Annotated in this window: 24 protein-coding genes; 10 read left to right on the top strand and 14 right to left on the bottom strand. The window is 66.4% G+C overall.

Going from position 1 to position 23,709, the window contains the following annotated elements; translation table 11 throughout:
* Nucleotides 1-14: 14 nt before the first annotated feature.
* From COC42_RS05485 to COC42_RS05425, 12 genes are all read right to left on the bottom strand, one after another.
* Nucleotides 15-341: a copper-binding protein gene (locus COC42_RS05485; protein ID WP_096342198.1), complete on the bottom strand. Its 327-nt coding sequence runs from the start codon at nucleotides 339-341 to the stop codon at nucleotides 15-17.
* Nucleotides 338-3,478, bottom strand: coding sequence for an efflux RND transporter permease subunit (locus COC42_RS05480; RefSeq protein WP_096342197.1), 3,141 nt, complete (start codon nucleotides 3,476-3,478; stop codon nucleotides 338-340). Before COC42_RS05480 ends, COC42_RS05485 begins: the two co-directional genes overlap by 4 nt.
* Entirely contained in the window at nucleotides 3,475-4,974 is a 1,500-nt protein-coding gene (locus COC42_RS05475) for an efflux RND transporter periplasmic adaptor subunit (protein WP_096342196.1), read from the bottom strand. Before COC42_RS05475 ends, COC42_RS05480 begins: the two co-directional genes overlap by 4 nt.
* Nucleotides 4,971-6,200 (bottom strand): TolC family protein, encoded by a 1,230-nt coding sequence (locus COC42_RS05470; RefSeq protein WP_096342195.1) that lies wholly within the window; start codon nucleotides 6,198-6,200, stop codon nucleotides 4,971-4,973. The genes COC42_RS05475 and COC42_RS05470 overlap by 4 nt, the downstream gene beginning before the upstream one ends.
* Before the next feature lie 490 nt (nucleotides 6,201-6,690).
* A complete protein-coding gene (locus COC42_RS05460) occupies nucleotides 6,691-7,140 on the bottom strand; it encodes a DUF411 domain-containing protein (RefSeq protein WP_245843868.1) in 450 nt (149 codons plus the stop codon).
* A gap of 51 nt (nucleotides 7,141-7,191) precedes the next feature.
* Entirely contained in the window at nucleotides 7,192-7,587 is a 396-nt protein-coding gene (locus COC42_RS05455) for a DUF305 domain-containing protein (protein WP_096342193.1), read from the bottom strand.
* Between the two features lie 36 nt (nucleotides 7,588-7,623).
* Nucleotides 7,624-8,343 carry a PepSY domain-containing protein gene (locus COC42_RS05450; protein WP_281253088.1) on the bottom strand — a complete coding sequence of 240 codons (720 nt, stop codon included), beginning with the start codon at nucleotides 8,341-8,343 and terminating at the stop codon, nucleotides 7,624-7,626.
* A gap of 23 nt (nucleotides 8,344-8,366) precedes the next feature.
* Complete coding sequence (locus tag COC42_RS05445) at nucleotides 8,367-9,581, bottom strand: copper resistance protein B (protein ID WP_096342192.1); 1,215 nt, start codon at nucleotides 9,579-9,581, stop codon at nucleotides 8,367-8,369.
* The gene (locus COC42_RS05440; RefSeq protein WP_096342191.1) at nucleotides 9,578-11,551 is read right to left on the bottom strand and encodes a copper resistance system multicopper oxidase; all 1,974 of its coding nucleotides are present in this window, start codon (nucleotides 11,549-11,551) and stop codon (nucleotides 9,578-9,580) included. The genes COC42_RS05445 and COC42_RS05440 overlap by 4 nt, the downstream gene beginning before the upstream one ends.
* Nucleotides 11,552-11,618: 67 nt before the next feature.
* Nucleotides 11,619-12,188 (bottom strand): RNA polymerase sigma factor, encoded by a 570-nt coding sequence (locus COC42_RS05435; protein WP_096342190.1) that lies wholly within the window; start codon nucleotides 12,186-12,188, stop codon nucleotides 11,619-11,621.
* Nucleotides 12,185-12,625, bottom strand: a complete 441-nt coding sequence (locus tag COC42_RS05430; protein WP_096342189.1) for a periplasmic heavy metal sensor — start codon at nucleotides 12,623-12,625, stop codon at nucleotides 12,185-12,187. Before COC42_RS05430 ends, COC42_RS05435 begins: the two co-directional genes overlap by 4 nt.
* The gene (locus COC42_RS05425; protein ID WP_096343115.1) at nucleotides 12,622-12,894 is read right to left on the bottom strand and encodes a hypothetical protein; all 273 of its coding nucleotides are present in this window, start codon (nucleotides 12,892-12,894) and stop codon (nucleotides 12,622-12,624) included. Before COC42_RS05425 ends, COC42_RS05430 begins: the two co-directional genes overlap by 4 nt.
* A 122-nt stretch (nucleotides 12,895-13,016) precedes the next feature.
* Here COC42_RS05425 and copC point away from each other — a divergent pair, with 122 nt between their 5' ends.
* The gene (copC, locus tag COC42_RS05420; protein ID WP_096342188.1) at nucleotides 13,017-13,388 is read left to right on the top strand and encodes a copper homeostasis periplasmic binding protein CopC; all 372 of its coding nucleotides are present in this window, start codon (nucleotides 13,017-13,019) and stop codon (nucleotides 13,386-13,388) included.
* 1 nt (nucleotide 13,389) lies between these two features.
* Nucleotides 13,390-14,319: a copper homeostasis membrane protein CopD gene (copD, locus tag COC42_RS05415; protein ID WP_096342187.1), complete on the top strand. Its 930-nt coding sequence runs from the start codon at nucleotides 13,390-13,392 to the stop codon at nucleotides 14,317-14,319.
* Between the two features lie 32 nt (nucleotides 14,320-14,351).
* On the opposite strand, the gene COC42_RS05410 is transcribed toward copD, so the two are convergent.
* Both COC42_RS05410 and COC42_RS05405 read right to left on the bottom strand, forming a co-directional pair.
* The gene (locus tag COC42_RS05410) at nucleotides 14,352-14,675 is read right to left on the bottom strand and encodes a four-helix bundle copper-binding protein (protein WP_245843866.1); all 324 of its coding nucleotides are present in this window, start codon (nucleotides 14,673-14,675) and stop codon (nucleotides 14,352-14,354) included.
* Nucleotides 14,676-14,994: 319 nt separating this feature from the next.
* Nucleotides 14,995-15,414, bottom strand: coding sequence for a MerR family transcriptional regulator (locus tag COC42_RS05405; RefSeq protein WP_096342185.1), 420 nt, complete (start codon nucleotides 15,412-15,414; stop codon nucleotides 14,995-14,997).
* Between the two features lie 71 nt (nucleotides 15,415-15,485).
* Here COC42_RS05405 and COC42_RS05400 point away from each other — a divergent pair, with 71 nt between their 5' ends.
* The 8 genes from COC42_RS05400 to COC42_RS05365 all read left to right on the top strand — a co-directional run bounded on the left by COC42_RS05400 (nucleotide 15,486) and on the right by COC42_RS05365 (nucleotide 23,679).
* Nucleotides 15,486-16,136 (top strand): cation diffusion facilitator family transporter, encoded by a 651-nt coding sequence (locus COC42_RS05400; protein WP_096343114.1) that lies wholly within the window; start codon nucleotides 15,486-15,488, stop codon nucleotides 16,134-16,136.
* A 67-nt stretch (nucleotides 16,137-16,203) separates the two neighbouring features.
* The gene (locus tag COC42_RS05395) at nucleotides 16,204-16,554 is read left to right on the top strand and encodes a hypothetical protein (protein WP_096342184.1); all 351 of its coding nucleotides are present in this window, start codon (nucleotides 16,204-16,206) and stop codon (nucleotides 16,552-16,554) included.
* A 65-nt stretch (nucleotides 16,555-16,619) separates the two neighbouring features.
* Nucleotides 16,620-17,990 (top strand): TolC family protein, encoded by a 1,371-nt coding sequence (locus COC42_RS05390; RefSeq protein ID WP_096342183.1) that lies wholly within the window; start codon nucleotides 16,620-16,622, stop codon nucleotides 17,988-17,990.
* Nucleotides 17,987-19,153 carry an efflux RND transporter periplasmic adaptor subunit gene (locus tag COC42_RS05385; protein ID WP_096342182.1) on the top strand — a complete coding sequence of 389 codons (1,167 nt, stop codon included), beginning with the start codon at nucleotides 17,987-17,989 and terminating at the stop codon, nucleotides 19,151-19,153. Before COC42_RS05390 ends, COC42_RS05385 begins: the two co-directional genes overlap by 4 nt.
* A gap of 3 nt (nucleotides 19,154-19,156) precedes the next feature.
* Nucleotides 19,157-22,402: an efflux RND transporter permease subunit gene (locus COC42_RS05380; protein ID WP_096342181.1), complete on the top strand. Its 3,246-nt coding sequence runs from the start codon at nucleotides 19,157-19,159 to the stop codon at nucleotides 22,400-22,402.
* On the top strand, nucleotides 22,399-22,740 hold the full coding sequence (locus COC42_RS05375; RefSeq protein WP_096342180.1) for a DUF190 domain-containing protein: 342 nt from the start codon (nucleotides 22,399-22,401) through the stop codon (nucleotides 22,738-22,740). The genes COC42_RS05380 and COC42_RS05375 overlap by 4 nt, the downstream gene beginning before the upstream one ends.
* Nucleotides 22,706-23,302, top strand: coding sequence for an SRPBCC family protein (locus COC42_RS05370; RefSeq protein ID WP_096342179.1), 597 nt, complete (start codon nucleotides 22,706-22,708; stop codon nucleotides 23,300-23,302). The genes COC42_RS05375 and COC42_RS05370 overlap by 35 nt, the downstream gene beginning before the upstream one ends.
* Nucleotides 23,299-23,679 (top strand): hypothetical protein, encoded by a 381-nt coding sequence (locus tag COC42_RS05365; protein WP_096342178.1) that lies wholly within the window; start codon nucleotides 23,299-23,301, stop codon nucleotides 23,677-23,679. The genes COC42_RS05370 and COC42_RS05365 overlap by 4 nt, the downstream gene beginning before the upstream one ends.
* Nucleotides 23,680-23,709: the final 30 nt, after the last annotated feature.

Raw genomic sequence — 23,709 nt, 5'->3', positions numbered from 1 at the left:
AGCCGCCCGCATCGTCAATGCGGGCTGATCGCCGTGACCTCGGCCGCCATGCCCTTCGCCCTGGCGGTGAACGCGACCCGCTGTCCCGACCGTAATCCCTTGAGCAGGGACGGGGGAGCTGCCTTGAAGGTCATGGTCATGGCAGGCCAGCCGATGCTTGGGATCGGGCCATGCTTGATGGTCACGGTTCCGCCTTTCGCATCGACGGCGGTGATCGCGCCCATGCCGTTTCCGGTCTTCATCGCAGCCGCGGACGGCTTGCCGGCTTGTGCGAAGGCACCCGTCGCGATCGGCACGAGCAGCAGGATCGACGCGGCGCGCATGGAGTGTGTGAGCTTCATGATGTTTTCCTTTCGGGGTGGGTGAGCGTTCGGCGCCGCAACAGCATGTAGGCGGCGGGCAGGATGAACATGGACAGGAGCGGTGCGGTCAGCATTCCACCGATCATCGGCGCGGCGATCCGGCTCATCACCTCCGACCCCGCACCATGCCCGATCAGTACGGGGAACAGCCCGGCGACGATCACCGCGACGGTCATCGCCTTGGGCCGCACCCGCAATAGCGCGCCTTCCCGGATCGCCTCCGACACCTCATCCGCCGACGGCGATGGCCCGCGGTCGGCCAGCGCGTGTTTGAGGTAGATCAGCATAACGACGCCGAACTCCGCCGATACGCCGGCGAGCGCGATGAACCCGACGCCGGTCGCGACCGACTGCGCATAACCGAGCAGCCAAAGTGTCCAGATCCCGCCGGTCAGCGCGAAGGGCAGCGTGCCCATGATAAGCGCCGCCTCGTCGAGCCGCCCGAAGGTGAGGTAGAGCAGGAGGAAGATGATCGCGAGCGTCGCCGGCACGACGAGCATCAGCCGCGCCTCGGCGCGTTGCAGATACTCGAACTGCCCGGAATAGGCGATCGACACGCCGGGGCTAAGCCGAACATCCTTGGCGACGGCACGGCGCAGGTCCGCGACCGTGGAGGCCAGATCGCGCCCACGTACATCGACATAGACCCAGGTTGAGGGCCGCCCGTTCTCGGTCTTGAGCATCGGCGGGCCTTCCGCGATCGATACGGAAGCGACGGTGCCGAGCGTGATCTGCTGGCCCGATGCGGTCACGATCGGGAGGGTCCGCAATCCCTCCAGGCTGTCGCGCAGCTCGCGCGGGTAGCGGACGCTGATCGGGTAGCGGGCAAGACCCTCGACCGTCTGGCCGATCGTCTCGCCCCCGATCGCGCCCGACACGATCTCCTGCACATCGGCGATATTGAGGCCATAGCGCCCCGCGGTCGCCCGATCGATGTCGACATCGACATAGCGGCCTCCGGTCAACCGCTCGGCCAATGCCGAACTGACACCCGGCACGGTTCTGGCGACGCGCTCGATGCTGGCGGCAATCCGGTCCATCTTGGCGAGATTGGACCCCGCCACCTTCACCCCGATCGGGCTCTTGATGCCGGTCGCCAGCATGTCGATGCGGTTACGGATCGGGGGAACCCAGACGTTGGTAAGGCCCGGCACGCGCACCGTGCGATCCAGCTCCTCCACCAGCTTCGCAGGCGTCATTCCGACGCGCCACTGATCGCGCGGTTTGAACTGGATGGTGGTCTCGAACATCTCGAGCGGGGCGGGGTCGGTCGCGGTCTCGGCGCGCCCGGCCTTGCCGAACACGGTCGCGACCTCGGGCACGGTCTTAATCAGCCGATCGGTACGCTGGAGCAGTGCCGATGCGCTCGCGGCCGAAAGCCCGGGCAGCGCGGACGGCATGTAGAGCAGGTCGCCTTCGTCCATCGTCGGGATGAACTCGCCGCCAAGCCGCGTCAGCGGCCATGCCGTCGTCGCCAGCACCAGGGCGGCGATGCCGATCGCCGCCCACGGCCGCGCCAGCACGCGGTCGAGCGCGGGACGGTAAGCGCGGGTGAGCGCACGGTTGAGGAGGTTGTCATTCTCGGCCGGGATGCGTCCCCGGATCAGCCATCCCATCAGGACCGGCACGAGCGTCACCGACAGGATCGCGGCTGCCGCCATCGCATAGCTCTTGGTGAAGGCGAGCGGGGCGAAGAGCCGTCCCTCCTGCGCTTCGAGCGTGAAGACCGGCACGAACGACAGCGTGATGATGACGAGGCTGAAGAACAGCGCCGGCCCGACCTCGGCCGCAGCCTCGGTAATGACCCGCCAACGATCCTCGCCGGCCAAGGCCGTGCCTGAGTGCTCGTGCTCCCATCGCTCTATCTGCTTGTGCGCGTTCTCGATCATCACGATCGCGGCATCGACCATCGCGCCGATCGCGATGGCGATGCCGCCCAGCGACATAATGTTGGCGTTCACCCCCTGCACGCGCATGACGAGCAGGGCCGCTAGTACGCCCAAGGGCAGGGTGACGATCGCGACCAGCGCCGATCGGACGTGCCACAGGAACAGCCCGCAGATGATCGCGACGACGACGAACTCCTCGATCAGCTTGCCCGACAGGTTCTCCACCGCGCGGTCAATTAATTGGGAGCGGTCATAGGTGGTGACGATCTCGACGCCGGGGGGAAGGCTCGCCTTCAGCTCCGCCAGCTTGGTTCGAACGGCTTCGATCGTCTCACGCGCGTTCTTGCCCTGACGCAGGATGACGACGCCGCCCGAGACCTCGCCCGCGCCGTTCAACTCGGCGATGCCGCGGCGCATCTCGGGGCCGATCTGGATCGAGGCGACGTCGCCCAGCGTGACGGGCACGCCGGCACCGGCGACCTTGAGCGGGATCGCGCGGAAATCGTCGACGCTGCGCAGGTAGCCGGACGCGCGGACCATATATTCGGCTTCGCCCAGCTCGAGAACGGACCCGCCGGCCTCCTGATTGGCGCGACGAATGGCATCGACGGCCTGGGTGTGCGTGACGCCGAACGCGGCGAGCCGCGTCGGGTCGAGCAGCACCTGATATTCCTTCACCATCCCGCCGATGCTCGCCACCTCGGCGACGCCGGGCAGCGTCTTCAACTCGTAGCGCAGGAACCAGTCCTGCAAGGATCGGAGTTGCGACAGGTCGTGGCGTCCGGTGCGATCGACTAGCGCATATTCGTAGACCCAGCCGACCCCCGTCGCATCAGGACCGAGCGCGGCCTGCGCGCCCTGGGGGAGACGTCCCTGCACCTGGCTCAGATACTCGAGCACGCGCGAGCGCGCCCAATAGAGGTCGGTGCCATCCTCGAAAAGGACGTAGACATAGCTGTCGCCGAAGAACGAATAGCCGCGCACGGTCTTCGCGCCGGGCACGGACAGCATCGTCGTGGTGAGCGGATACGTCACCTGGTTCTCGACGATCTGGGGGGCCTGGCCCGGCCAGCTCGTGCGGATGATGACCTGTGTGTCGGACAGGTCGGGGAGCGCATCGACGGGGGTCGCGCGCATTGCGAACACCCCGGCGATGGCGAGCGCGACGGCCGCCAGCACGACGAGAAAGCGGTTCGCGACCGACCAGCGGATGATGGTTGCGATCATTGGCCGGCCTCGCGCGTCATGCGGCGCAGCGTCGGCCCGTCTGCGGGTTGATCGAAGCCGAAGCGGACCCGGTCGCCCTTGCGATACCCGCGCACCAGCGCGGGCTCGGCGACGCGGAAGGTCATCGTCATCGCAGGCCAACCGATCGCCGGAACGGGCTGGTGGGACAGGGTGACGCCGCTGCGGTCGATCGCCTCGATGCTGCCGACCGTCTCGTAGATCGGCGCGGCGGGCTTTCCCGTCGGCTTTGCCGTGGGCGGCGCTGCGCCCCCAATCGGCCGCGCGTCGAGGCCGGCAAGGCTGGCTTCGGAGTCGATCAGGAACTGGCCCGATGCGACGACCTTTTCGCCTTCGGACAGTCCGGCGACGACCTCGGTCTTGCCGCCGCCTTCTGCACCGATGCGGACCTCGGCCGGTCTGAACCGCCCGCCTGGCCCTGCCAGCATGACGAGCGTGCGCCGGCCGGTTCTGATGACGGCCTCGCTGGGAACGAGCAGCGCGGCGCGGCTCCCCTGATCGAGCGCCACGCTGGCAAACATGCCGGGGCGCAACCGGCCGCCCCTGTTGGGCAGCTCGACGCGGATCGTCAGCGTGCGGCTCGCGGCGTCGGCCTGCGGCAGGATCGCGGCTATCCGGCCCCGGAAACTCTCGCCCGGAAAAGCTGCCAGCGTGGCGGTGACGAAAGTGCCGATACGGAGCTTGCCGGCGATGGCCTCGGGGACGGCCGCATTCAACCAGACGGTGCCGAGCCCGTTCACCTCCGCCAGTGTCTGCCCTTGCGCGACTGTCATGCCCTGCCGGACGCCGAGCGTCTTGATGACGCCCCCCACAGGCGTCCGGATCGTCGTCACGCCCTGAGGTCGGCCGCTTTGCTCGGCCGACGCGATCGACCCGGCCGGCATTCCCAGAAGCGACAGGCGTTGCCGTGCTGCTCGTGCAAGCGCGGCATCCCCGGTCCGGCGCACGGCGAGATATTCCGCCTGCGCGCCCGCCCATTCGGGCACGAGGATGTCGGCGAGGGGGGCGCCTGCCGGCACGACGTCACCCGGCGCGCGCGCATAGACGCGCTGGACGAAACCGCCGCTGCGCGCCTGCACGATCGCGATGTTACGCTCGTTGAAGTCGATGCTGCCGGTAGCGGACGCCGCATTGGACAACGATCCGCGCTGGGCGGCCACGATCCGCGCTCCGAGCCGCTGTATGCTGGCCGGATCGATCGCCACCCCCGGTTCGGCGCTGCCGCCTCCATCCTCGTCGGCATAGCGCGGGATCAGCTTCATCCCCATCGACGACAGCCCTGGGCCGTCGTGGCGCTCCGCGGGGATCATCGGATCATACCAATAGAGGATCTTCTTCTGCGGGATCGGCGATGCTGCCGGGTCGGACGCGGGCGACGTGCCGAACTTGGCGATGCCGAAGCCCACGCCGCCCGCGACCAGCGCCAGCGCAGCCGCTGCGGTGACAAGGCTGGTGCGGGCGATAGTGGTGCCGCTCATCGATCAACGCTCCCGAAGGTGATGGTGAGGCGGACCCCGTCCGCAGCGACCAGCGCTTCCCGCTCGAGCACGGCCAGCTCGGCATCGGCGAGCGCGGTCTTGGCCTCGATGGCGTCCGTGAGGCTTGCCCGGCCGGCGGAATAGCTGGCCGTCTCCAGCTCGGCGCGTTTCCTGGCGAGCGGGAGCAGCACGTCCCGGGCGCGTTCCCATTGATTATGGTGCATCTGATGATCCGCCAGCGCCGCCTCCAAGTCGGCCGCCAAGGCGCGCCGGGTTTCCTCGCGCTGGGCTTCCGCTTGCGCTCGAGCCGATTGCCGCGCCGCGATGCGTGGGTCCTGACGCGATCGTGCGAACAAGGGCAGAGTCATCGATACTCCCGCCGACACCATGTCGCCGTACCGGGGGTCGCGGCGCTGATACGCCACTTCGACACCCCAATCCGGTCGCTTCTCCGCGCGCGCGGCGTCCACGTCCGCCTCTGCACGCCGAATGCCGGCGTCCGCAGAGATCAGATCGGAATGCTGGCTGAGCGCGTCGCGCAGCCGGGCCGGAGAAAGGTCGATCGCGGGCATAACGCCGGCGGTCTCCGGCGCCGACACACCGGTCCAGCGGGCCAGCATCGCGCGAGCACGCGCAACCGCCGCCACCAGCTCGTCACGGCGGTCTTCCAATCCCGCGATGCCCTGATCGGTCGTAACTGTCTGACCGGGCCGCACCGTACCGGCGGTTACGGCAGCGTGCGCAGCCGAAGGCAGCGCGCGGAGGGAGTGCAGGACGGTGTCGAGTGCGGTAAGCCGACGTTCGGCATAGGCAAGATCGATCCAGGCTTGCCCCGCTCCCAACCGCACTTCCCGAAGCTTGGTTGCCTGCGTGGCCTCCGCCGTCGCGATCACCGCGCGCGCCTGGGCCTGCGCGGCATGGCGTTTTGCAAGGTTGGGGACGTCCTGCTGGAAGCCGACGCGCCCCATCGTCATGTCGTCCCTTGAAAGCGAGAAGGCGGGGGGCCCCGAGACGGGATAATTGTCGATGCCTACCGCCACGCGTGGGTCCGGCAGGCTCCCCGCCGCGCGGGCGTCGGCCTGGGCGGCGGTCACACCCGCACGTCCGGCAGCCGCCCCCGGGGCATTGGCGACCGCATCGCGCAGCGCCTGGCCATAGGTTAGTGTCTGCGCGTGCGCAGCGCTTGTCATAAGCGCGGCGACCGCGAGCATCATGGATGCGCGCATGGCAAAGTCCGTTCTGAATGGGATTTCACGGCGAAGTGCCCGCGACCTCGCAACGCGAGGACGGCAGGCGCGACCGGTATCGATTCAGCTCAGACGGTAGGGGGTTCCGGCTCCGGCGCTACATCCCGCCCTGACAAGGGCCGGGCGCCGGCCTGATAGGCTGCAAGCGGGACCGCGACTTGTGGGGTAGTCAGCGCAAGCCGGTCCTCAATCGTTACCGGAATGACGCACCCCATCTGAGCGATGCACGCGAGCGTAAGCCCTTTGCAGGGCGCATCGTGAGTCGCCTTCGGCATGTCCTTCATGTCGGGGCAGTCCATACCCGACGGCATGGCGTGGCTCGCTTCCATCACGGGAACGAGCGCAGGACCGCCGGCATAGGCGGCCTGCTGGCCGAGAAAGCCGAGCAGCGCTCCCAAGAGGAGAAAGAAGGAAAGCCGACCTTTCACGAGGCGAATATGGTCGGGCGTGGGCGTGTACGTGTCAACGACTATCCGCCGTGATGCGCAAAGACACGCCGACCGGCAGCACCGAACGCGATCACGTCATAGGGCTGGGCCTTCATGCCCGGCATCTCCATGCCGGGTGATCCCATCGGCATTCCGGCCACGGCCAGACCCCGCACCCCTTTGGGATGCTGGGCAAGCGCCCGCTTCATGTCGGCGATCGGGACATGTCCCTCGAAGGCCATACCGTCGATGATCGCGGTATGGCAGGAAGCGAGGTCGGCGGGCACGCCCAACTTGCGCTGAAGCACGTTACGACGCGCATCATCGATGATCTGGACGCTGCGGCCGAATTGCTGGCGCACCTGCGCCGCCCATTTCTCGCAACACCCGCATCCCGGATCGCGGTGCATGGCGATGCCGTTCGCCGCCATGGCGGTTGCCGGCAGCATCATCGCAACGGCGATGAGCGCGCTACGGATCGGACCCTTCATCGCTGAACTCCTGTGCTGGTGCCCCGCCCTAATAGGGCGGGGTCATACCCGTTACTGCGGGCTCTTGCCCATTTTACGAAGGACCGCGTTGAGGGTCGCGATCTCGCGGGTCTGGCTCGCGATCGCCTTCTGCGCTTCGCGACGAACATCCGCATTCTGGGTGCTGCGCAACGCCGCCTGCGACATTTCTACCGCGCCACGGTGATGCTCGATCATTTTGCGCAGCCAAGTTTCGCCGGCATCGGCGCCTTTTGCTGCCATCATCTTCTCGTGCATCTTCATCTCGGCCGGGCCGTAGGGGTTAGCCGCGGTCGGCTGCATCATCCTGGAATGATCCATGCCCTGCATCTGGCTGTGATCCATGCCAGCCATGCCGCTCTGCTGCGCGGCGAGCGGGGTGGCGGCGAGCGCCGCGGCAAGGATGCCAATCGTCGTAATGGTCTTCATGGTCGTGCTCCCTGGGAATCCCCCACCTAGAAGGAGCTACGCGGCGACCTCGCTTACCCCTTGAGCTTTTCTGCGCCGGCGACGGGGCCAGCGCATGTAGAGAAGCACGACGCCCGCAACGGCGAGCAACAGCCCTCCGGCCGCGAAGGCCATCATCCAGGGCGTGTTGAAGTCCTCATGGTTCTTCCAGTCCATGATGTGGAGGCCCCAGAAGAAGTCGTAGAGCCGCCACGTGCCTGTCCGGACAGCGACGATCCTGCCGCTGTCGGGCGAGACGAACACGCGGGTCGTCTCCTCGTCGTCAAACTCGACGCGCCACACCGGCAGCTCGCCGCGATACTCGGTGCTCGCCGTCCCGATCAGAACGCCGGTCACGGCAGGCGCGCCCGGGCCACGGTAGGCGGCACGCGCAACCCGGATCGCGGCAGGAGCGTCGAGACGCGGAAGGGGGCGCCCGGTCCGTGCATCGTGCAGTCGAACAGTGCCGTCGGTCATCGTCAGCTCGGCGATCGGCTGTCCGAGGAGGCTCGCATAGCGCAGCTCGCGCACCGGCGCAGGCGCCCTGCGCAGCACGGTTGCCGGAGACGCGAGTTGCAGCGTCGGCGCCAACGGCGCCGCGCTATCGCGGGTGACAAGATGCTCGCCGCGTACCCGCTCGATCGGCAGGACACTCATCAGCAAGCCGCTGGAGAACCAGAGCAGGAGCTGCACGCCGATAATCAGCGACAGCCAGCGGTGAAGCTTGCTGGCGCCGATATGGAGGCGGAGCTTACGGCTCCTCAGAACCAGGTCCTCACGCCGGCGACGAAGCTGAAGCCGCCCGTGTCGTCTCCCCGCGCTCGCGTGAAGCGCGCCGTGTCGCCGAACTGCCGCTCCCACGATATGCCGATGTAAGGCGCGAGTTCGCGCCGGCCCTCGTAACGAAGCCGCAGCCCGGCCTCGAGATCCGTTAGTCCCGAGCCGATTCCGTCACGCCGCACGTCCTGCGCTGCGAAGTTGGCTTCCACCCTGGGCTGGAGCACGAAATAGTTGGTGATGCGCTGGTCGTACCACGCTTCGGCACGGCCCAAGACGTCGCCCTTGTCGGAGAGGAACAGGGCGCCCTCGACATCGAACCAGTAGGGAGCCAGCCCTTCGACCCCGATCGTCGCATAGGTGCGCGAGGGATTGGGTTTGAAATCGTAGCGGACGCCGGCCTGGAGGTTCCAATAGGGATCGAGAGCACGGCTGTAGAGCGCCTGCACCTCGGCAGCTTCGAGCGGTTTGCCGAACGTGCCTTCGCCTTCGCTCTTGAGCGTGAGGCGGTTGATGTCTCCGCCGATCCACGCTTCGCCGTCCCAGCGATAGCCATCGCCGCCCTTGCGAGCTTGGTACTCCGCGAGATTGAAGAGCACTTGGTAGTAGGTCATCCCACCATGCTCGCGGCGCAGATCATCTTCGCGGGAGGCGGCCATGGCGCCAGCCCCCCAGAAACGATCGGCGAGATGGTCGCCGGAAGGCGCGGGCGCGGGCTTGTTGCCGGGAGGAAGGTCGGTTCCGACCTTGGCAGCCTGATTACCGTCCATTGCCATCCCGGGCATGGCAGTCATGTCATGCCCCGCATGCGGGTCCTGCCCGGCGCTTGGCGATGAACTCATGCCAGGCATCGCCGACATATCGTGGCCGGCGTGCGGGTCTTGGGCGGGCGCGGGCTGCTGCTGACCGCTCATATCCATCCCCTGCATGCCACTCATATCGTGGCCGGCGTGGGGATCGGCCGCTGGAGCGGGTGCGGCCTGCGCACGACGCGGAGCCGCACGCCTCACAGGCGCCTTCCGCTTGGGCGCGGGCTTCGCCGCGGCTTTCTTCGCAGGCTTGGGAGTTGCCTTAGCGCCCGGCTTTGCCGGCATGGTCATACCCGGCATGTTGTGCATGGAATGGTCCATGCTCTGCCCGAACACAGGGCTGGCGAGCGCTGCCGAAGCGAGGCCGACGAGGAGAAGCGACCGGTTCATGCTGCAGCCTCCCCGACCTTGCGGACCTGGACGACGCGCATCATGCCCGCGTGCATGTGGTAGAGCATGTGGCAGTGGAACGCCCAATCGCCTTCCTCACCTGTCACGTCCCAGCTCACGGTGCCGCCCGGCTGGACGAGCACGGTATGCTTCCGCGGCGCATAGGCACCTTTTCCCGTTACCAGGTCGAAGAAGTGGCCGTGGATATGGATGGGATGGCCCATCATCGTGTCGTTGATGAGGGTGACGCGCACCCGCTCGCCGTGAAGCAGCGTGATCGGATCGGGGTTCTCCGACAGCTTCTCGCCATCGAAGCCCCACATATAGCGCTCCATGTTGCCGGTGAGATGAAGCTTGATCTCCCGTTCCGGGGCCCGCGTGTCGGGGTTGCGCTCGAGCGCCACCAGATCGCGATAGGTGAGGACGCGGTGTCCGACATTCTCGAGCCCCTGCCCGGGGTCGCCAGTACGGTCGACCGGCATAGACGAGATCGTCTGCACCCCCGGCCCCTTCTTGACCTCGGGTGCTTTGGAGAAGTCGCGCATGTTCATGGCGCCCACATCCATGCCCGGCATGTCCATGCCGGGCATCGCCTGATCGCCGCTCATCCCTGCCATCGCGCCGTTCGCCTGACCCATACCGGGCATGGCGCCGGCTTGGGGAGCTGACCCGTGGTTCATTCCGACCATGCTGCCGGCAGCAGCCGCGGTCGTGCCGTGGTTCATCTGCGAATGGTCCATGCCGGGCATGGCGCCGGCATCCGTGCCAGGCCCCATCGCGCTATGGTCCATGCCCGCCATGGAAGCGCCGGCACCGGCGCCCATGGCACCGTGGTTCATCGAACCGTGATCCATGCCGCCCATGCCCATGTCCTTCATGGTGGCGAGCGGACGCTTGCGCAGTGGCGGCACTTCGGCAGCCATGCCTTCGCGCGGCGCTAGCGTGGCGCGCGCCTGGCCCGAGCGATCGACGCTCTCGCCGACGAGCGTGTAGGCGCGCATGTCGGGGGGCGTGACGATCGCGTCATAAGTTTCGGCCGGGCCGAACTGGAACTCGTCGATCTCGACTGGACGCACGTTCAATCCATCGGCCGCGACGATGGTCATCGGCAGGCCAGGGATGCGGACGTTGAAAGTGGTCATCGACGACGCGTTGATGAAGCGTAGCCGCACCCGCTCGCCGGGACGGAACAGCGCCGTCCAGTTGTCCCGCGGACCGTAGCCGTTGACGAGATAGGTATAGGCCGAGGCGGTGACATCGGCGACGTCGGCGGGGTCCATCCGCATCTTGCCCCACATCAACCGCTCCTTGAGCGGCTGATCCTTGCCCGCGAGGAGGCCGGAAAGGGTCTGACGCTGGCGGTTGAAGTACCCCGACTCCTTTTTCAGCCGGTCGAAGAGATAGTGCGGATGCTGGAAGCTGTGGTCGGACAGCACGATTACATGCTCCCGGTCGAACTGCACCGGGTCGGGGGTCTTGGGATCGATCAGGATCGGACCGTAATGTCCTTCCTGTTCCTGCAACCCAGAATGGCTGTGATACCAGTAGGTGCCGCTCTGGATGATCGGGAACTCGTAGGTGAAGGTCGAGCGCGCGGGAATGCCCGGGAAGGCGATGCCGGGTACGCCATCCATCTGGAAAGGCAGCAACAGCCCGTGCCAATGGATCGACGTCTCCTCGTCCAGCTCGTTAACGACATGGAGGCGCACGTTCTGCCCTTCGCGCAACCGGATGAGCGGGGCAGGGACAGTGCCGTTGATGCCGATGGCGTGGCTCTGCCGCCCGTCAATCGTCATCATTTGATGCGCGACCTTGAGCGTGATGTCCTCGCCCGAAACAGTCGGCAGCGGCTTGGCGATGCCGGCGGATACGGGCTGCGCCCACGCCGGCATATAGGCCGACAAGGCAAGCCCGCCCCCGGCCAGACTGGCACCGCGCAGCAATTGGCGGCGGTCAACAACGCGCGACATTCAAGCTCCTCGGAACGTGGCCGCGAACGGCTCTTCGCCTGTTCTACGCGGCCCGTCCGCGCATCCCTTACCGAGGCCCGAGTTTTTCGAGCAACCGCGCTCGCGCCCGGTAGAGCCGGGTTTCGACGGCCTTCTGGCTGATGCCCAGCACCTCGGCGGTCTCGGCCTGGCTCAGGCCCTCGATCGTCCGCAAAACCAGCGGCTCCTTCAGCTTCGCAGGAAGCGAGGCGATCGCGCGCGACACGCGGCCTAACTCCTGCCGGTCGGCCGCGGCGACATCGACGGCAGCGCCATCGTCGGCGATCGCTTCCACCTGGTCGTCGTTCGGTAGGGCGAAGGACAGAAAACGACGGACGGCCCGCTTCCTCGCCCAATCCCGGCATTTGTTGACGGCGATCGTCGTAAGCCACGCCTGCATCGACCGGTTGGGATCATAGCGCGCCAGCGCCTGATGCGCGGCCACGAAGGCTTCTTGCGTCAGGTCGAGCGCTTCGTCTGCATCGCCGATGAAAGCCCGCGTCAGCCGAAAGATAGGCTGCCGATAGCGCCGCACGATCTCGGCAAAGGCGGCCTGCCGGCCCGCGATGCTAAGCGTCGCCAGCTCGCCATCCGACAGCGTGGTCCAGTCGAGGCTCACCCCTGGCCGTCGGTGAGCGCCTTCACCACCGCAGAATCGAATTGGGAGGTCTGGTCGGCCCGCAGAAGCTGACGCATGGCGAAGATGTGGGCGAGCGTCGCCTTCTGCAGCTCGCCCATCGCGGCGTGGCTCTGGTCGACCGCGGCCGCGACCCGAGGACCGTTGCCGTGTTCGGCCTCGATCGCCTCGGCAAGGCGGGCATTGGCGGCGCGCATCTCCAGCTCGAGTGCGCGGCGCTGCACCGCGAACCGGTTCTCCAGCACCTTCAAGCGTGCTTGCTGATCGGCATCGAGCGCGAGCTTGTGATGCAGAACCTCGTGCAGGGCGGCGCCGGGCTGCTTGGGCTGCGGCAACAGCGTCCGGCCGATGAACACCCCTCCGATCGCCGCCAGAAAGGCGAGCACGACACACAGGACGATGCGCCTGGTAGAGGTCATGGCTCGCCGACCAGCAGTGCCGAAGGGGCAAGCGGCGAGGCGCCGCCAAGCGGTGCAAGCGAAACCGCAGGGCTGGCGGACGCCGGCAACTCGGCGCCGATCATCCCGATCGCCAGTGCCGCGATCGTCACGGCCCCAATACCGATGCCTGCGCCGCGGACCGCGGGGCGGCTGCCGATGCGCGCGAGCACCTGGTTCCCGATCCCGTCCAGCGTGTCCGGAACGGGTGCCCCCGCCAGTCGCGCCAATGCTCTGTCCAGTTCGTCCATGCTTTCCACTCCGCCCCTCTATCATCGGTTACGCACGGCTGCCCATCGTCCCTCATGCGGATCGGTGAGGGGTGCAGGCATGGGCCGCGTAAGAGGGGATACGAACCTGATCGGAGTAGCCCATGCGTCGCCTTGTCGTTCCTGCCGCCATCGCTCTTCTCGGCCTCGCCGGCACCGCACAGGCGCATCCCAAGCTCCTGTCGGCATCGCCTGCGCCCAACGCGACCGTCGCCAAGCCCGCAAGCGTCGCTCTGCAATTCAGCGAAAAGCTGATGCCGAAATTCTCGGGCGCGGACCTGATGATGACGGGACACGCCGGGACCACGCACCCGCCGATGAAGGTCGCAGTCGCGACCGCCGTCGGGGCGGACGGCCGCACGCTCGTCCTGACGCCCAAGTCGCCGCTCGGCGCGGGTCGCTACAGCGTCGCGTGGCATGTCGTCTCGACTGATACGCACCGGGTAGCCGGCAACTTCGCCTTTGCGGTGAAATAAGGTGGAAACCGACTGGCCGCTGATCGCGGTCCGCCTCGCGCTGTATCTCGCGTTGAGCGGACTGTTCGGCCTGTCGGCGTTCAGCCTCTACGGGCTTCATGCGGGTGAGCGCTCCAGTGCGCTTCCCTTGCGCCCCTGGCTTGTCGGCAGTGGTCTTGCCGCGCTCCTGTTGTCCGGGATCGCGCTTGCGCTGCTCGCCGCGGCGATGGCCGGTGCCCCGGCCTGGCCGATCGATCACGAGGCGATCGGCGTGCTGCTCACCGGGACGGCGACGGGTACGGCGTGGGAGGCGCGGATGGGCGCGCTGGGGCTCGCGTCCGTCGTCGCGCTGATCGCGGCAGGACGGGCGGTTCCGCTCGGTCTGATCGCCATCGCAGGAGGAATCGCGCTCGCAACTTTTGCCTGGACGGGTCACGGCGCGATGGATGAGGGGGTGAGGGGCTGGGTCCACCTGCTGGCCGACATCCTGCATCTGCTGGCAGCCGGAGCCTGGGTCGGTGCGCTGCTCGGGCTGACGCTCCTCGTCACGCGCCCTGCCGATCGCATCGACATCGCCCATCTCAGACTCACCCATCGCGCGCTGCACGGCTTCGGGCTGGTCGGCACGATCGTCGTCGGCGCGATCGTCGTGACGGGTCTGGTCAATGGCTCGCTGCTGGTCGGCCTGGGCAATCTGCCGAACCTTCCTTTCACGCTCTATGGCCAGCTTCTCCTCGCCAAGCTCGCGCTCTTCGGCGCGATGCTTGGGCTGGCCTCCCTGAACCGCTTCCGGCTGACGCCGGCGTTCGAGCGGTCGATCGCCGCAGGCGATCATCGCGGAGCACTCGGTGCGCTGCGGCGCAGCCTCGCCATCGAGACGACCTGCGCCGTCACGGTCCTGGCGCTGGTCGCCTGGCTCGGCACGCTCGAGCCACCTGCTTCGGCGATGTGAGGGTGGGCGGGCGAAAGTCGCCCGCCCGCCGCTCAGGCGGCCATCTTCTCGCATTCCTCCGCGCAGCGCTCGCACGCGGCGACGCACTCCTCCATGCCATCGAGCCCCTTGCAGCTCGCGGCGCAAGCCCGGCAAATCTGGGCACAGATGCCGCACACGAGCTTATGCTGGTCCGACCCCCGTGCCATGAAGTCGAGCGAGGTGGCGCACATCTGCGCGCAGTCCAGCATGATCTTGATGTGCTCGGGCGCCGCGTGCGCGCCGCCCACATCGAGGCAATGCTGGGTGGTCATCGACAGGCAGGTGACATGGCAGCGGTGGCAGGCGTCCATGCACGCCTGCATTTCGGCGAACATTTGGTGATGCATCGTTCGTTCTCCATTTTGGCCCCCGCCAGAATAGATACGTGCGGCGCGCGGTCAGCCCTCACGGGTCTTTATTCGTCCCCGGTTATCTGATCCTCCACTACCTTTGGCATGGGGCTCCGCTTCAGCGTCTCGCGCCAAGGGCGCGTCGGCGACGGAAGCGCGATCCGCAGTGCAGCCGCCCTTCCTCGAACACCATCCATCGTCCTACCCATGTCCATCGCGATCTTCGCCAAAGGCTGTCTCGCGGCAATCCGCTGACGAAGCTCGGCATCCGACTTCTCCGTCCAACGCTGCCTCCGGCTACTGGTCACGTGATAGCGTCCGCTCGTTGACCGGGCAGCCCCGACGAAAGGGCATCGATCACCTTGCAATTGGCGATCGTGTTGGCGTCACATCCGCCGCCCCATCGGACGACCTCGTCGCGCAACGCTGCTAGGTCGCCGAGCTTGCGGTCGATTTCCCTTATATGAACCGCAACGATCTCATCCACTTCATCACAAGAATTCCTGGTGTTCTCCGCCAGACGGAGCAGGTCACGCACCTGATCGAGCGTGAAGCCAAGGTCGCGCGAGCGTTTGACAAACGACAGCCGATCGAGGTGTGAATGGTTGTAAAGTCGGTAGTTTCCGTCGCTGCGGCGAGGTGCATCGATCAATCCTTCGCGCTCGTAAAAGCGGATGGTCTCGACCTTCAGCCCGGTGCGGTTCGCAATGTCGCCGATTTTCATGTTCGTGCTATTGACCCTCTAGTTGGATGAGGGTGCATATGGGGGGTCCGACGCACGAATCGAGTGACATGATGGCGGACGACTGCTGTTCCAGAAAAGGCGACACGATCGCGCAGCTCGGCCGCAAGGCCGATCAGCGGCGCGTGCTGATCGCCGTCATGGTCATCAACTTCGTCATGTTCGTCGCCGAGTTCGGCGGTGGTGTATTCGCGCGGTCGTCGGCGCTGATGGCGGACTCGGTCGACATGCTCGGCGATGCCGTTGTCTATGCGCTCAGCCTCTATGCTCTGAGCCGCGGTCCCCGCTGGGAAGCGGGGGCCGCACTCGCCAAGGGCGTCATCATCCTCGTCTTCGGCATCGCAGTCGTTTTCGAGATCATCGACAAGCTGGTCAACGGCGTACCGCCTTCATCCTCGCTGATGCTGGCATTCGGCAGTGCTGCACTCGTCGCCAACCTGACATGCCTCGCCATGCTATGGCGGTTCCGGTCCGAGAACGTGAATATGTCCAGCACCTTCGAATGCTCCCGCAATGACGTGGCGTCCAATATCGGCGTGCTGATCGCGGCCGGACTGGTCGCGGCGACCGGCGCGGCATGGCCCGATATCGCAGTAGGTTGCGTCATCGCACTCATCTTCCTGCGATCGGCGTGGCATGTTCTTGCCGAGGCAATTCCGGCATGGCGCGAAGCTCGGCCCGTCGCGCCGGAAGTCTTGCGATGATTGTCGCATTGGATCGCACGATCGCCGTGCCTATCCCCACATCGGCATTACTGCTACGGATCACGTCGTGCGACGCCTGCTGAACATCCTTGCCTGCCTGATGCTCGTCTGCTCCCTTGGAGCGGCTGCGACGGCGCACGCACTGGAACGGCCGGATGCCAGCATTGGCGTAAGCGTGACGCCGGGCGAGCAAATCGCCGAGGGTCACACTCCCGACGATGCCGATCAGGTGCCGGCTGATGGCGACAAGGGCTATCCGCACCATCATGGCGGATGCCACGGCGATCATGTCGCGGCGCCGGTGAAGATCGCCAGCACGATCCTGACGTTCGACCTTCGCCTTGCCCCTGTGTTCGCGGGCCGATCGATGCGTCCGTTGCCCTCAGCCGATCCTGCACTGAGGCCCCCGCAAACCTGACGACCCGCTGACCCCGTCGGCTGTTGCCGTGCGGGGCGAGTCAGGTTCGTCAGGAGTCATCATCGATGCATCGTACAATCGCGGCCTTCATGGTCGCGGCGTCCTTGGCCGGTACGGCCGAGGCGCAGACATCACCGCCGCCCGGTATCCCGGCGGCGACCACTTCGTCACAGGCGATGCCCGCCTTTTCGCTCGACGCGGCGCTTGGCGCTGCCGGTGTGTCCTCGGCGGCCGGTACGCCGGCGACCAGCACTGCTACCGGCGGGGGGGTATCCGGTCCTGGCGGCAGCACGCAAACCGCGCTGCCATCGATTGGCGCGGCGACCGCGAACGTCGCAGCCGCGACCGCGGCGCGACGGGTCGCGGGACTGCGCCCCAATCCAGAGCTTCAAACGCAGGTCGAGAATATCGGCGGCAGCGGTGCTTACAGGGGCGTGCGCAGTTCGGAGACGACGGTCGGCGTAGCACTCCCGCTGGAGCTAGGCGGCAAGCGGCCCGCGCGCGTCGCCTTGGCCAATGCCCGCCTGACCCGCGCGCAGATCCAAGCCGAGATCGCTCGGGCCGATCTGCGCTTGCGGGTCACGCAGCTCTACATCGAGGCGGCTGCGGCCGAGCGTCGTTCGGAAGTGCTCGCCGAGCAAGCGGGGATCGCCAATAACGCCTTCCGTGTATCGAGCGAGCGCGTGAAGGCTGGCGACGTCGGCCCGATCGAGCAGCAGCGTGCCGACGTGCTGCGCATCAATGCACAGGTGGCGGCCGATAGCGCCACCCGGCAGGCACAGGTGGCGCGCTCCAATCTCGAGACGTTGCTCAATGCACCCGTAACGGGACCGCTCGACCGCACTTGGTTCGAACGGATCGATGGCTATGGGCCGCCACGTCCCCTCGATGTCGAAGGGACGCTGGCGCTCGTTGCCGCACAGGCTGATGTCCGCACTGCCGATGCCCAGGTTCGCGTGGCGCGGTCGTTGCGGGTTCCGGACCTGACAGTCAGCGCGTTCGCCCGGCGACTGGCTGCGACCAACGACACCGCAGCCGTGGTCGGCCTGTCGATCCCGATCCCGCTGTTCAACAACGGTAACGCGTTTGTCGCCCAGTCGCAGGCCGAACAGACCCAGGCGCTCGCACTGCGCAGCCTGGCGATCGTCGACACCCGTCAGCAGATCGCCAGCGCACAGACCGAGGTGGCGAATGCTGCCGCCACGGCACGCGCGGCGGGTGGTCCTGGCCTTGCCGCGGCGCAGGAAGCCGCCCGCATCGCGCGGATCGGCTGGAGCCAGGGCAAGTTCGACCAGATCGCGCTCCTCGATGCCGAGCGCACACTTTCACAAACCCGCCAGACCTACGTCGATGCGCTCGCCGCGTATCACGACGCGCAGGCGCGTCTCGACCGGCTCACCACGCCGGCTCCCACGATTTCCGGAGATGATCGATGATCCAGGACAAGCGCCTGTTAGGTGGTGCCGCGGCCGTTGCACTGGTCGCCGCACTCGGCGGCTTCGGCGTTGCGCGCTGCACCGCAGACAAACCCGCCACGACGGAAGCGGCAAACGGTAATACTGCTGCCCCCGCACCGGAGGAGAAGGCTCCCGACACGGTGGAGATGACCGCGCAAGCGGTCGAGCAGGCCGGGATTGCGACCGAGACGATCAATCCCGGTGGGCTCGGCGCGGAGATCGTCGCGCAGGCGACTGTCAGCGCGTCACCGCAAGGAGAAGCGATCGTCACGGCCCGCGCAGCGGGTGCGGTCACGAGATTGATGAAGCGGCTCGGAGACCCGGTGCGTGCCGGCGAGACGCTGGCGATCGTCGAGAGCCGCGACGCAGCCCAGATCGCGGCCGATCGCAGCGCCGCGGCTGCCAAGTCGACGCTGGCGCAGAAGGCACTCGCTCGCGAAAGCTACCTCTATCGCCAGAAGGTGTCGGCCCGGGTCGAGCTGGAACAGGCTCAGGCGGAAGCCGCGTCGGCTGCGGCCGAAGCGCGGCGCGCCAGCGTTGCGGCGGGTGCCGCGCGGATCACATCCGATGGGCGCGGCGTGCTGGTGTCGAGCCCGATTTCGGGCCGCGTCACCTCGGAGAACGTCAGCCTGGGCGCCTTCGTCCAGCCCGAGACCGAGCTGATGCGCGTCGCCGATGCGTCGAAGATCCAGGTAGAGGCGGCTGTCGGTCCGACCGATGCGCAGCGGCTCGCGCCGGGCGACCGGGCGATAATCGAATTGCCCGATGGACGGACGGTGGAGGCGCGGGTGCGTGCCGTCACGCCGGGCCTTGCCAACGACACGCGCTCGGCGACCGCGGTCCTCGATGTGACTGGTACACTGCAACCGGGCCTCGCGGTGCGGGTGCGGCTGCTACCGAGCCGTGGTGGCACCTCCAATGCGATCGTGGTTCCGGAAGACGCGGTCCAGACGCTCGAAGGGCGCGACATCGTGTTCGTGCGGACCGCGAAGGGTTTTCGCGCACAGACCATCACGATTGGACAGCGCAGCAATGGCCGCGTCGAGATCCTGAAGGGTCTCGCGTCCGGAAGCCAGGTCGCCACGAAGAACGCATTCCTGCTCAAGGCCGAACTCGCCAAGGGCGCGGGCGAGGAAGAATAGACCATGATAGCCAACCTCATGGCGCTCTCCGTCCGCGCCCGCTGGACGGTCCTCGCATTGTTCCTCGTCATCGCCGGACTCGGCGTATGGCAGCTTACCAAGCTGCCGATCGACGCGGTGCCCGACATCACCACCAAGCAGGTCCAGATCAACACGGTCGATCCGCGGCTGTCGCCGGTCGAAATCGAGAAGCTCGTCACTTATCCGGTCGAAATCTCACTCGCCGGCATTCCGGGGCTGGAGACGACACGCTCCATCTCACGCAATGGTTTCAGCCAGGTCAGCGCGATCTTCACGGACAGTACCGACCTTTATTTCGCGCGCCAGCAGGTCGGCGAACGCCTGCGCCAGGCGATGGAGAACCTGCCCGACGGCGTACAGCCGCAAATCGGACCGGTCACGACCGGTCTCGGCGAGATCGTCATGTATACGGTCGGCTACGCCAATCCGGACGGGAAGGGCGCGACGAAGGTCGCGGGGCAACCCGGCTGGCAACCCGATGGCAGTTATCTGACGCCGGAAGGCGAGCGGCTCACCGATCCCGTGGAGAAGGCGGGCTACCTGCGCACCGTGCAGGACTGGATCATTAGTCCGCAGCTCAAATCGGTGAGCGGCGTCGCCGGCGTGGACTCGATCGGTGGGTTTGCCAAAACGTTCGTGGTGGAGCCTGATCCGACCAAGCTCGCGAGCTTCGGCATCTCCTACAGCGAGCTGGGGCAGGCGCTCGAAAACGCCAACCTCGCGGTCGGTGCCAATTATTACAACAAGGGCGGCGAAGCCTATCTCGTGCGCGTCGACTCTCGCGTGCGGACGGTCGACGAAATCCGCAACGCCGTCGCCGCGACGCGGGGCGGCACGCCAATCACGATCGGCCAGATCGCCAACGTCCGCATTGGTGGCGATCTGCGCACCGGCGGTGGAAGCATGAACGGCCAGGAAGCGGTCATCGGCACGGTGCTGATGCTGATCGGCCAGAACAGCCGCATCGTCGCCGAACAGGCGTCGACCAAGCTGGATCAGGTGGCGAAGACGCTGCCGCCCGGCATTCAGGTCAAGGTCGTCCTCAATCGCGCAAAGCTCGTCGGCGCCACGGTGGCGACGGTCCAGCGCAACCTTACCGAAGGCGCCATCCTGGTGGCCGCGGCGCTGTTCCTGCTGCTCGGCAACTGGCGCGCCGCGGTGATCGCGGTGCTGGTGATCCCCTTCTCGTTCCTGATGATGGCGATGGGGATGAACGCCTTCAACGTCCCCGGCAACCTCATGAGTCTGGGGGCGCTCGACTTCGGTCTGATCGTCGATGGTGCGGTGATCATCATCGAAAACTGCCTCGCCAGGCTGGCGCATCGACAGGAACATGAAGGCCGGCTGCTGGCGCTGAGGGAGAGGCTCGAGGAGACGATGCGGGCCGCGCAGGATATGATCAAGCCGACCGTTTTCGGTCAGGCCATCATCCTGCTCGCGTTCGCGCCGCTGCTGACGTTTACAGGCACCGAAGGCAAGACGTTCTCGCCGATGGCGATCACAATCATGTTGGCGCTGGTAGCAGCGTTCGTCCTGGCGATCACGCTAGTGCCGGCGCTGGTCGCCATCCTGATCCGGGGCAAGGTCGCGGAGAAGGATGTGTGGCTGATCCGCAAGTCCAAGGAACGCTACCTGCCGCTGCTCGACAAGGCGATTGCGAAGCCGTGGCCATTCATCCTCGGTGGTCTGGCGTTCTTCCTCGCGGCGATCCCGGCGTTCGGGCTGCTCGGTTCGGAGTTTATCCCCCAGCTCGACGAAAAAAACCTCGCCTTTGCATCGACACGCGTTCCATCGGTGAGCCTCGAGCAATCGCTTGTCATGGAACGCAAGGTTGAAGAGGCCATTACGAAGATCCCTGAAGTCGAGTTGATGTTTTCAAAGACCGGCACAGCCGAAGTTGCGACCGACCCGATGCCGCCCAATGTTTCGGACGGTTTCGTTATTTTGAAGCCGAGCGAGGAGTGGGCTGACGGCACCACCAAGGCTGACGTGATCGCCAAAATCCAGAAGGCGACCGGCGGTCTGCTCGGCAACCTCTACGAGGTCAGCCAGCCGATCCAGCTCCGCTTCAACGAGCTGATCGCGGGCGTGCGCGGCGACGTCGCAATCAAGCTCTACGGCGACGATCTCGACAAGATGTCGCAGACCGCGAACGAGATGGTCCGCGTTCTACAGGGCATCCCGGGTGCGGCCAGCGTCAAGGCCGATCAGGTGGGCGGCGCGCCGACGCTAGACGTGAAGCTCGACCGGGCGGCCATCGCCCGGCTCGGCCTTACGGTCCGCGATGTGTCCGATACGATCGCGGCGGGGCTGGGGGGACGTGAATCGGGGCTGGTGTACGAGGGCGATCGTCGTTTCGACGTCACCGTGCGCGTTCCCGACGCGACCCGCGCCAATCTCGACGACATCCGGTCGTTGCCGGTATTGTTGCCCGAGGTCGAAGGACGACCGCGGGCACAGGTGCCACTCGCACAGGTCGCGCAAATCCGACTGACAGAAGGTTTGAATCAGATCAGCCGTGAGAACGGCAAGCGTCGTGTCGTTGTTCAGGTCAACTTGGGCGGACGCGATGCCGGGTCATTCGTGGCCGAAGCGCAGGCGAAGATCGCGCAGGTCAAGTTGCCGGCGGGATACTACCTCGAATGGGGTGGTCAGTTCGAGAATCTGGCAGCCGCCTCTAGGCGGCTGTCGATCGTTGTGCCGCTCTGCTTCCTGGCGATTTTCGGGCTGCTCTACATGGCGCTTGGCGGATTCGGCAGGGCAGCGTCGGTGTTCCTGGCGGTGCCGCTGGGACTCGCCGGGGGCGTCTTCACGCTGGTGCTGACCGGAATCAGCTTCTCGGTGTCGGCAGCGGTAGGGTTCATCTGTCTCGCCGGCGTGGCGGTGCTGAACGGGCTCGTGGTGATGACCGCGATCCGGGAACGCAGCGAAGCCGGACTGCCGGTGGCGCAGGCGATCCGGGAAGGCATGGCCGAGAAGATGCGGGCGGTCATCATGACCGGGTTTGTGCCCGCGATCGGCTTCGTACCGATGGCGCTTGCGCACGGCACCGGCGCCGAAGTGCAGAAGCCGCTTGCGACCACCGTCATCGGCGGTCTCGTTGCCGCGACCATCCTGACCCTGCTGGTACTTCCCGCCATCGCCAAGGTCGTTCTGGGAGCGACGTCGGGCAAGCGTATTGAGCCTAACGACCGACCAACAAGCGCACCCGAGGAGGCAACAACATGACCATGATGAAGCTCCTGCGGGTCTATACCGACGAGAACGCTTATTTTGGTGATCGCAAGGTCTTCGAACTCATCGCCGAGCGGGCGCGCGACGCCCGCCTCAGCGGGGCGACGGTGATCGAGGCGATGATCGGGATCGGGCGATCGGCGCATACGCACCGTCGCCACATCCTCGAGAACGATCGATCGGTGGTGATCGAGATCGTCGACGACGACACCAGACTGCGAGCCTTCATAACAAGCCTTCGCGATCTGAAGGGTGTCGGCCTGATGACGCTGGAGGCGGTGGAAATCGTCGTACTAAATGCCGACGCGGACGCGGGCGATGACGGACGTTGACCCTGGGCGCGCGATCGGTCCTGTTGGCGCTCTCCATGATAGTGGCCGCTCGTCGAGTGCCGGGCGCGCCGCCATCGAGAATGTCGTGATTCTCACGGCCTCTCCGCTGCGGGTCTGGTCGGTCCTCACGGACTTTGCCGCGCATCCGCAATGGAAGCCGTTCACCCAGCTCGCGGGTGAGGCGGTCGAGGGTGGCGAGGCGACATATAGTTTTCGCATCGGGGGGCTTGGGAAGCCCGTCACGACAGCGGCCGACATCACCCGTGTCGAAAAGCCCGTTGCCTTCGCCTGGACCGCGGGGGTGGCAAAGCTCCTCCAATTCGAGGAAATCTATGAGCTGGAGCGCGATCTTATCGGCACCCGCCTGCGGCATAGCCTCCGCTTCCACGGTTTCCTCAGTGGCATGTGGACGGCGTTGCTGCGCCGGAAGCTACAAGCCGGTCTCGTACAATCCGATCGGTGTCTGGACCGCCAGCTTCGGCGGTTAGCAACGTATCCGGGCGTGAAGCCGCGCCCCGCAGCGCCGCGTCACGGGGGCCAGAAGAATCGGAGGCACAGATGACGCCATGTCGGATTCGCATCGCCGGCGCCGGCCTCGCGTTGGCGCTTGCCCTGTCCGCCTGTTCCGAGCAAGCGCAAAAGGGGCCGCCAACCGAGCAGGAAATCCACGCCGGTGACAGCGGTGTGCCAAGCGGGGCACCGGGACGCCACCTCTACCGATGCGACGATGATGGGACGCTCATCGTCGACTTCAAGGATCAGGGGCTGACGGTCGAGTTCCGGCGTGACGCGAAGGCGGCGCCGACCGTCCTGACCGCGCCGATGCAGGGCCTTCAATATGTCGGTGATGCGCAAAGCGCGACCTTCGCCGGCAATCAGATCAGGATCGAGGCACCGGGCAAACGGCCGGTCGTTTGCATGAAGGAGAACGCATCATGATCGCAACCGTTGATGCCGGGGACTGCTGAC

It is taken from the genome of Sphingomonas spermidinifaciens (assembly GCF_002351485.1).
GTDB classification, from domain to species: Bacteria; Pseudomonadota; Alphaproteobacteria; order Sphingomonadales; family Sphingomonadaceae; genus Sphingomonas; species Sphingomonas spermidinifaciens.
Note: the sequence above shows the minus strand (reverse complement) of the source record. Positions and strands in the feature narration are given on the sequence as shown.

What these genes read in the sequence shown, in the direction of transcription:
- COC42_RS05485 (WP_096342198.1), bottom strand. Translation starts at nt 341, where the DNA reads ATGAAGCTCACACACTCCATGCGCGCCGCGTCGATCCTGCTGCTCGTG.
- COC42_RS05480 (WP_096342197.1), bottom strand. Translation starts at nt 3,478, where the DNA reads ATGATCGCAACCATCATCCGCTGGTCGGTCGCGAACCGCTTTCTCGTC.
- COC42_RS05475 (WP_096342196.1), bottom strand. Translation starts at nt 4,974, where the DNA reads ATGAGCGGCACCACTATCGCCCGCACCAGCCTTGTCACCGCAGCGGCT.
- COC42_RS05470 (WP_096342195.1), bottom strand. Translation starts at nt 6,200, where the DNA reads ATGCGCGCATCCATGATGCTCGCGGTCGCCGCGCTTATGACAAGCGCT.
- COC42_RS05460 (WP_245843868.1), bottom strand. Translation starts at nt 7,140, where the DNA reads ATGAAGGGTCCGATCCGTAGCGCGCTCATCGCCGTTGCGATGATGCTG.
- COC42_RS05455 (WP_096342193.1), bottom strand. Translation starts at nt 7,587, where the DNA reads ATGAAGACCATTACGACGATTGGCATCCTTGCCGCGGCGCTCGCCGCC.
- COC42_RS05445 (WP_096342192.1), bottom strand. Translation starts at nt 9,581, where the DNA reads ATGAACCGGTCGCTTCTCCTCGTCGGCCTCGCTTCGGCAGCGCTCGCC.
- COC42_RS05440 (WP_096342191.1), bottom strand. Translation starts at nt 11,551, where the DNA reads ATGTCGCGCGTTGTTGACCGCCGCCAATTGCTGCGCGGTGCCAGTCTG.
- COC42_RS05430 (WP_096342189.1), bottom strand. Translation starts at nt 12,625, where the DNA reads ATGACCTCTACCAGGCGCATCGTCCTGTGTGTCGTGCTCGCCTTTCTG.
- COC42_RS05425 (WP_096343115.1), bottom strand. Translation starts at nt 12,894, where the DNA reads ATGGACGAACTGGACAGAGCATTGGCGCGACTGGCGGGGGCACCCGTT.
- copC (WP_096342188.1), top strand. Translation starts at nt 13,017, where the DNA reads ATGCGTCGCCTTGTCGTTCCTGCCGCCATCGCTCTTCTCGGCCTCGCC.
- COC42_RS05410 (WP_245843866.1), bottom strand. Translation starts at nt 14,675, where the DNA reads ATGTTCGCCGAAATGCAGGCGTGCATGGACGCCTGCCACCGCTGCCAT.
- COC42_RS05405 (WP_096342185.1), bottom strand. Translation starts at nt 15,414, where the DNA reads ATGAAAATCGGCGACATTGCGAACCGCACCGGGCTGAAGGTCGAGACC.
- COC42_RS05400 (WP_096343114.1), top strand. Translation starts at nt 15,486, where the DNA reads ATGGCGGACGACTGCTGTTCCAGAAAAGGCGACACGATCGCGCAGCTC.
- COC42_RS05390 (WP_096342183.1), top strand. Translation starts at nt 16,620, where the DNA reads ATGCATCGTACAATCGCGGCCTTCATGGTCGCGGCGTCCTTGGCCGGT.
- COC42_RS05385 (WP_096342182.1), top strand. Translation starts at nt 17,987, where the DNA reads ATGATCCAGGACAAGCGCCTGTTAGGTGGTGCCGCGGCCGTTGCACTG.
- COC42_RS05380 (WP_096342181.1), top strand. Translation starts at nt 19,157, where the DNA reads ATGATAGCCAACCTCATGGCGCTCTCCGTCCGCGCCCGCTGGACGGTC.
- COC42_RS05375 (WP_096342180.1), top strand. Translation starts at nt 22,399, where the DNA reads ATGACCATGATGAAGCTCCTGCGGGTCTATACCGACGAGAACGCTTAT.
- COC42_RS05370 (WP_096342179.1), top strand. Translation starts at nt 22,706, where the DNA reads ATGCCGACGCGGACGCGGGCGATGACGGACGTTGACCCTGGGCGCGCG.
- COC42_RS05365 (WP_096342178.1), top strand. Translation starts at nt 23,299, where the DNA reads ATGACGCCATGTCGGATTCGCATCGCCGGCGCCGGCCTCGCGTTGGCG.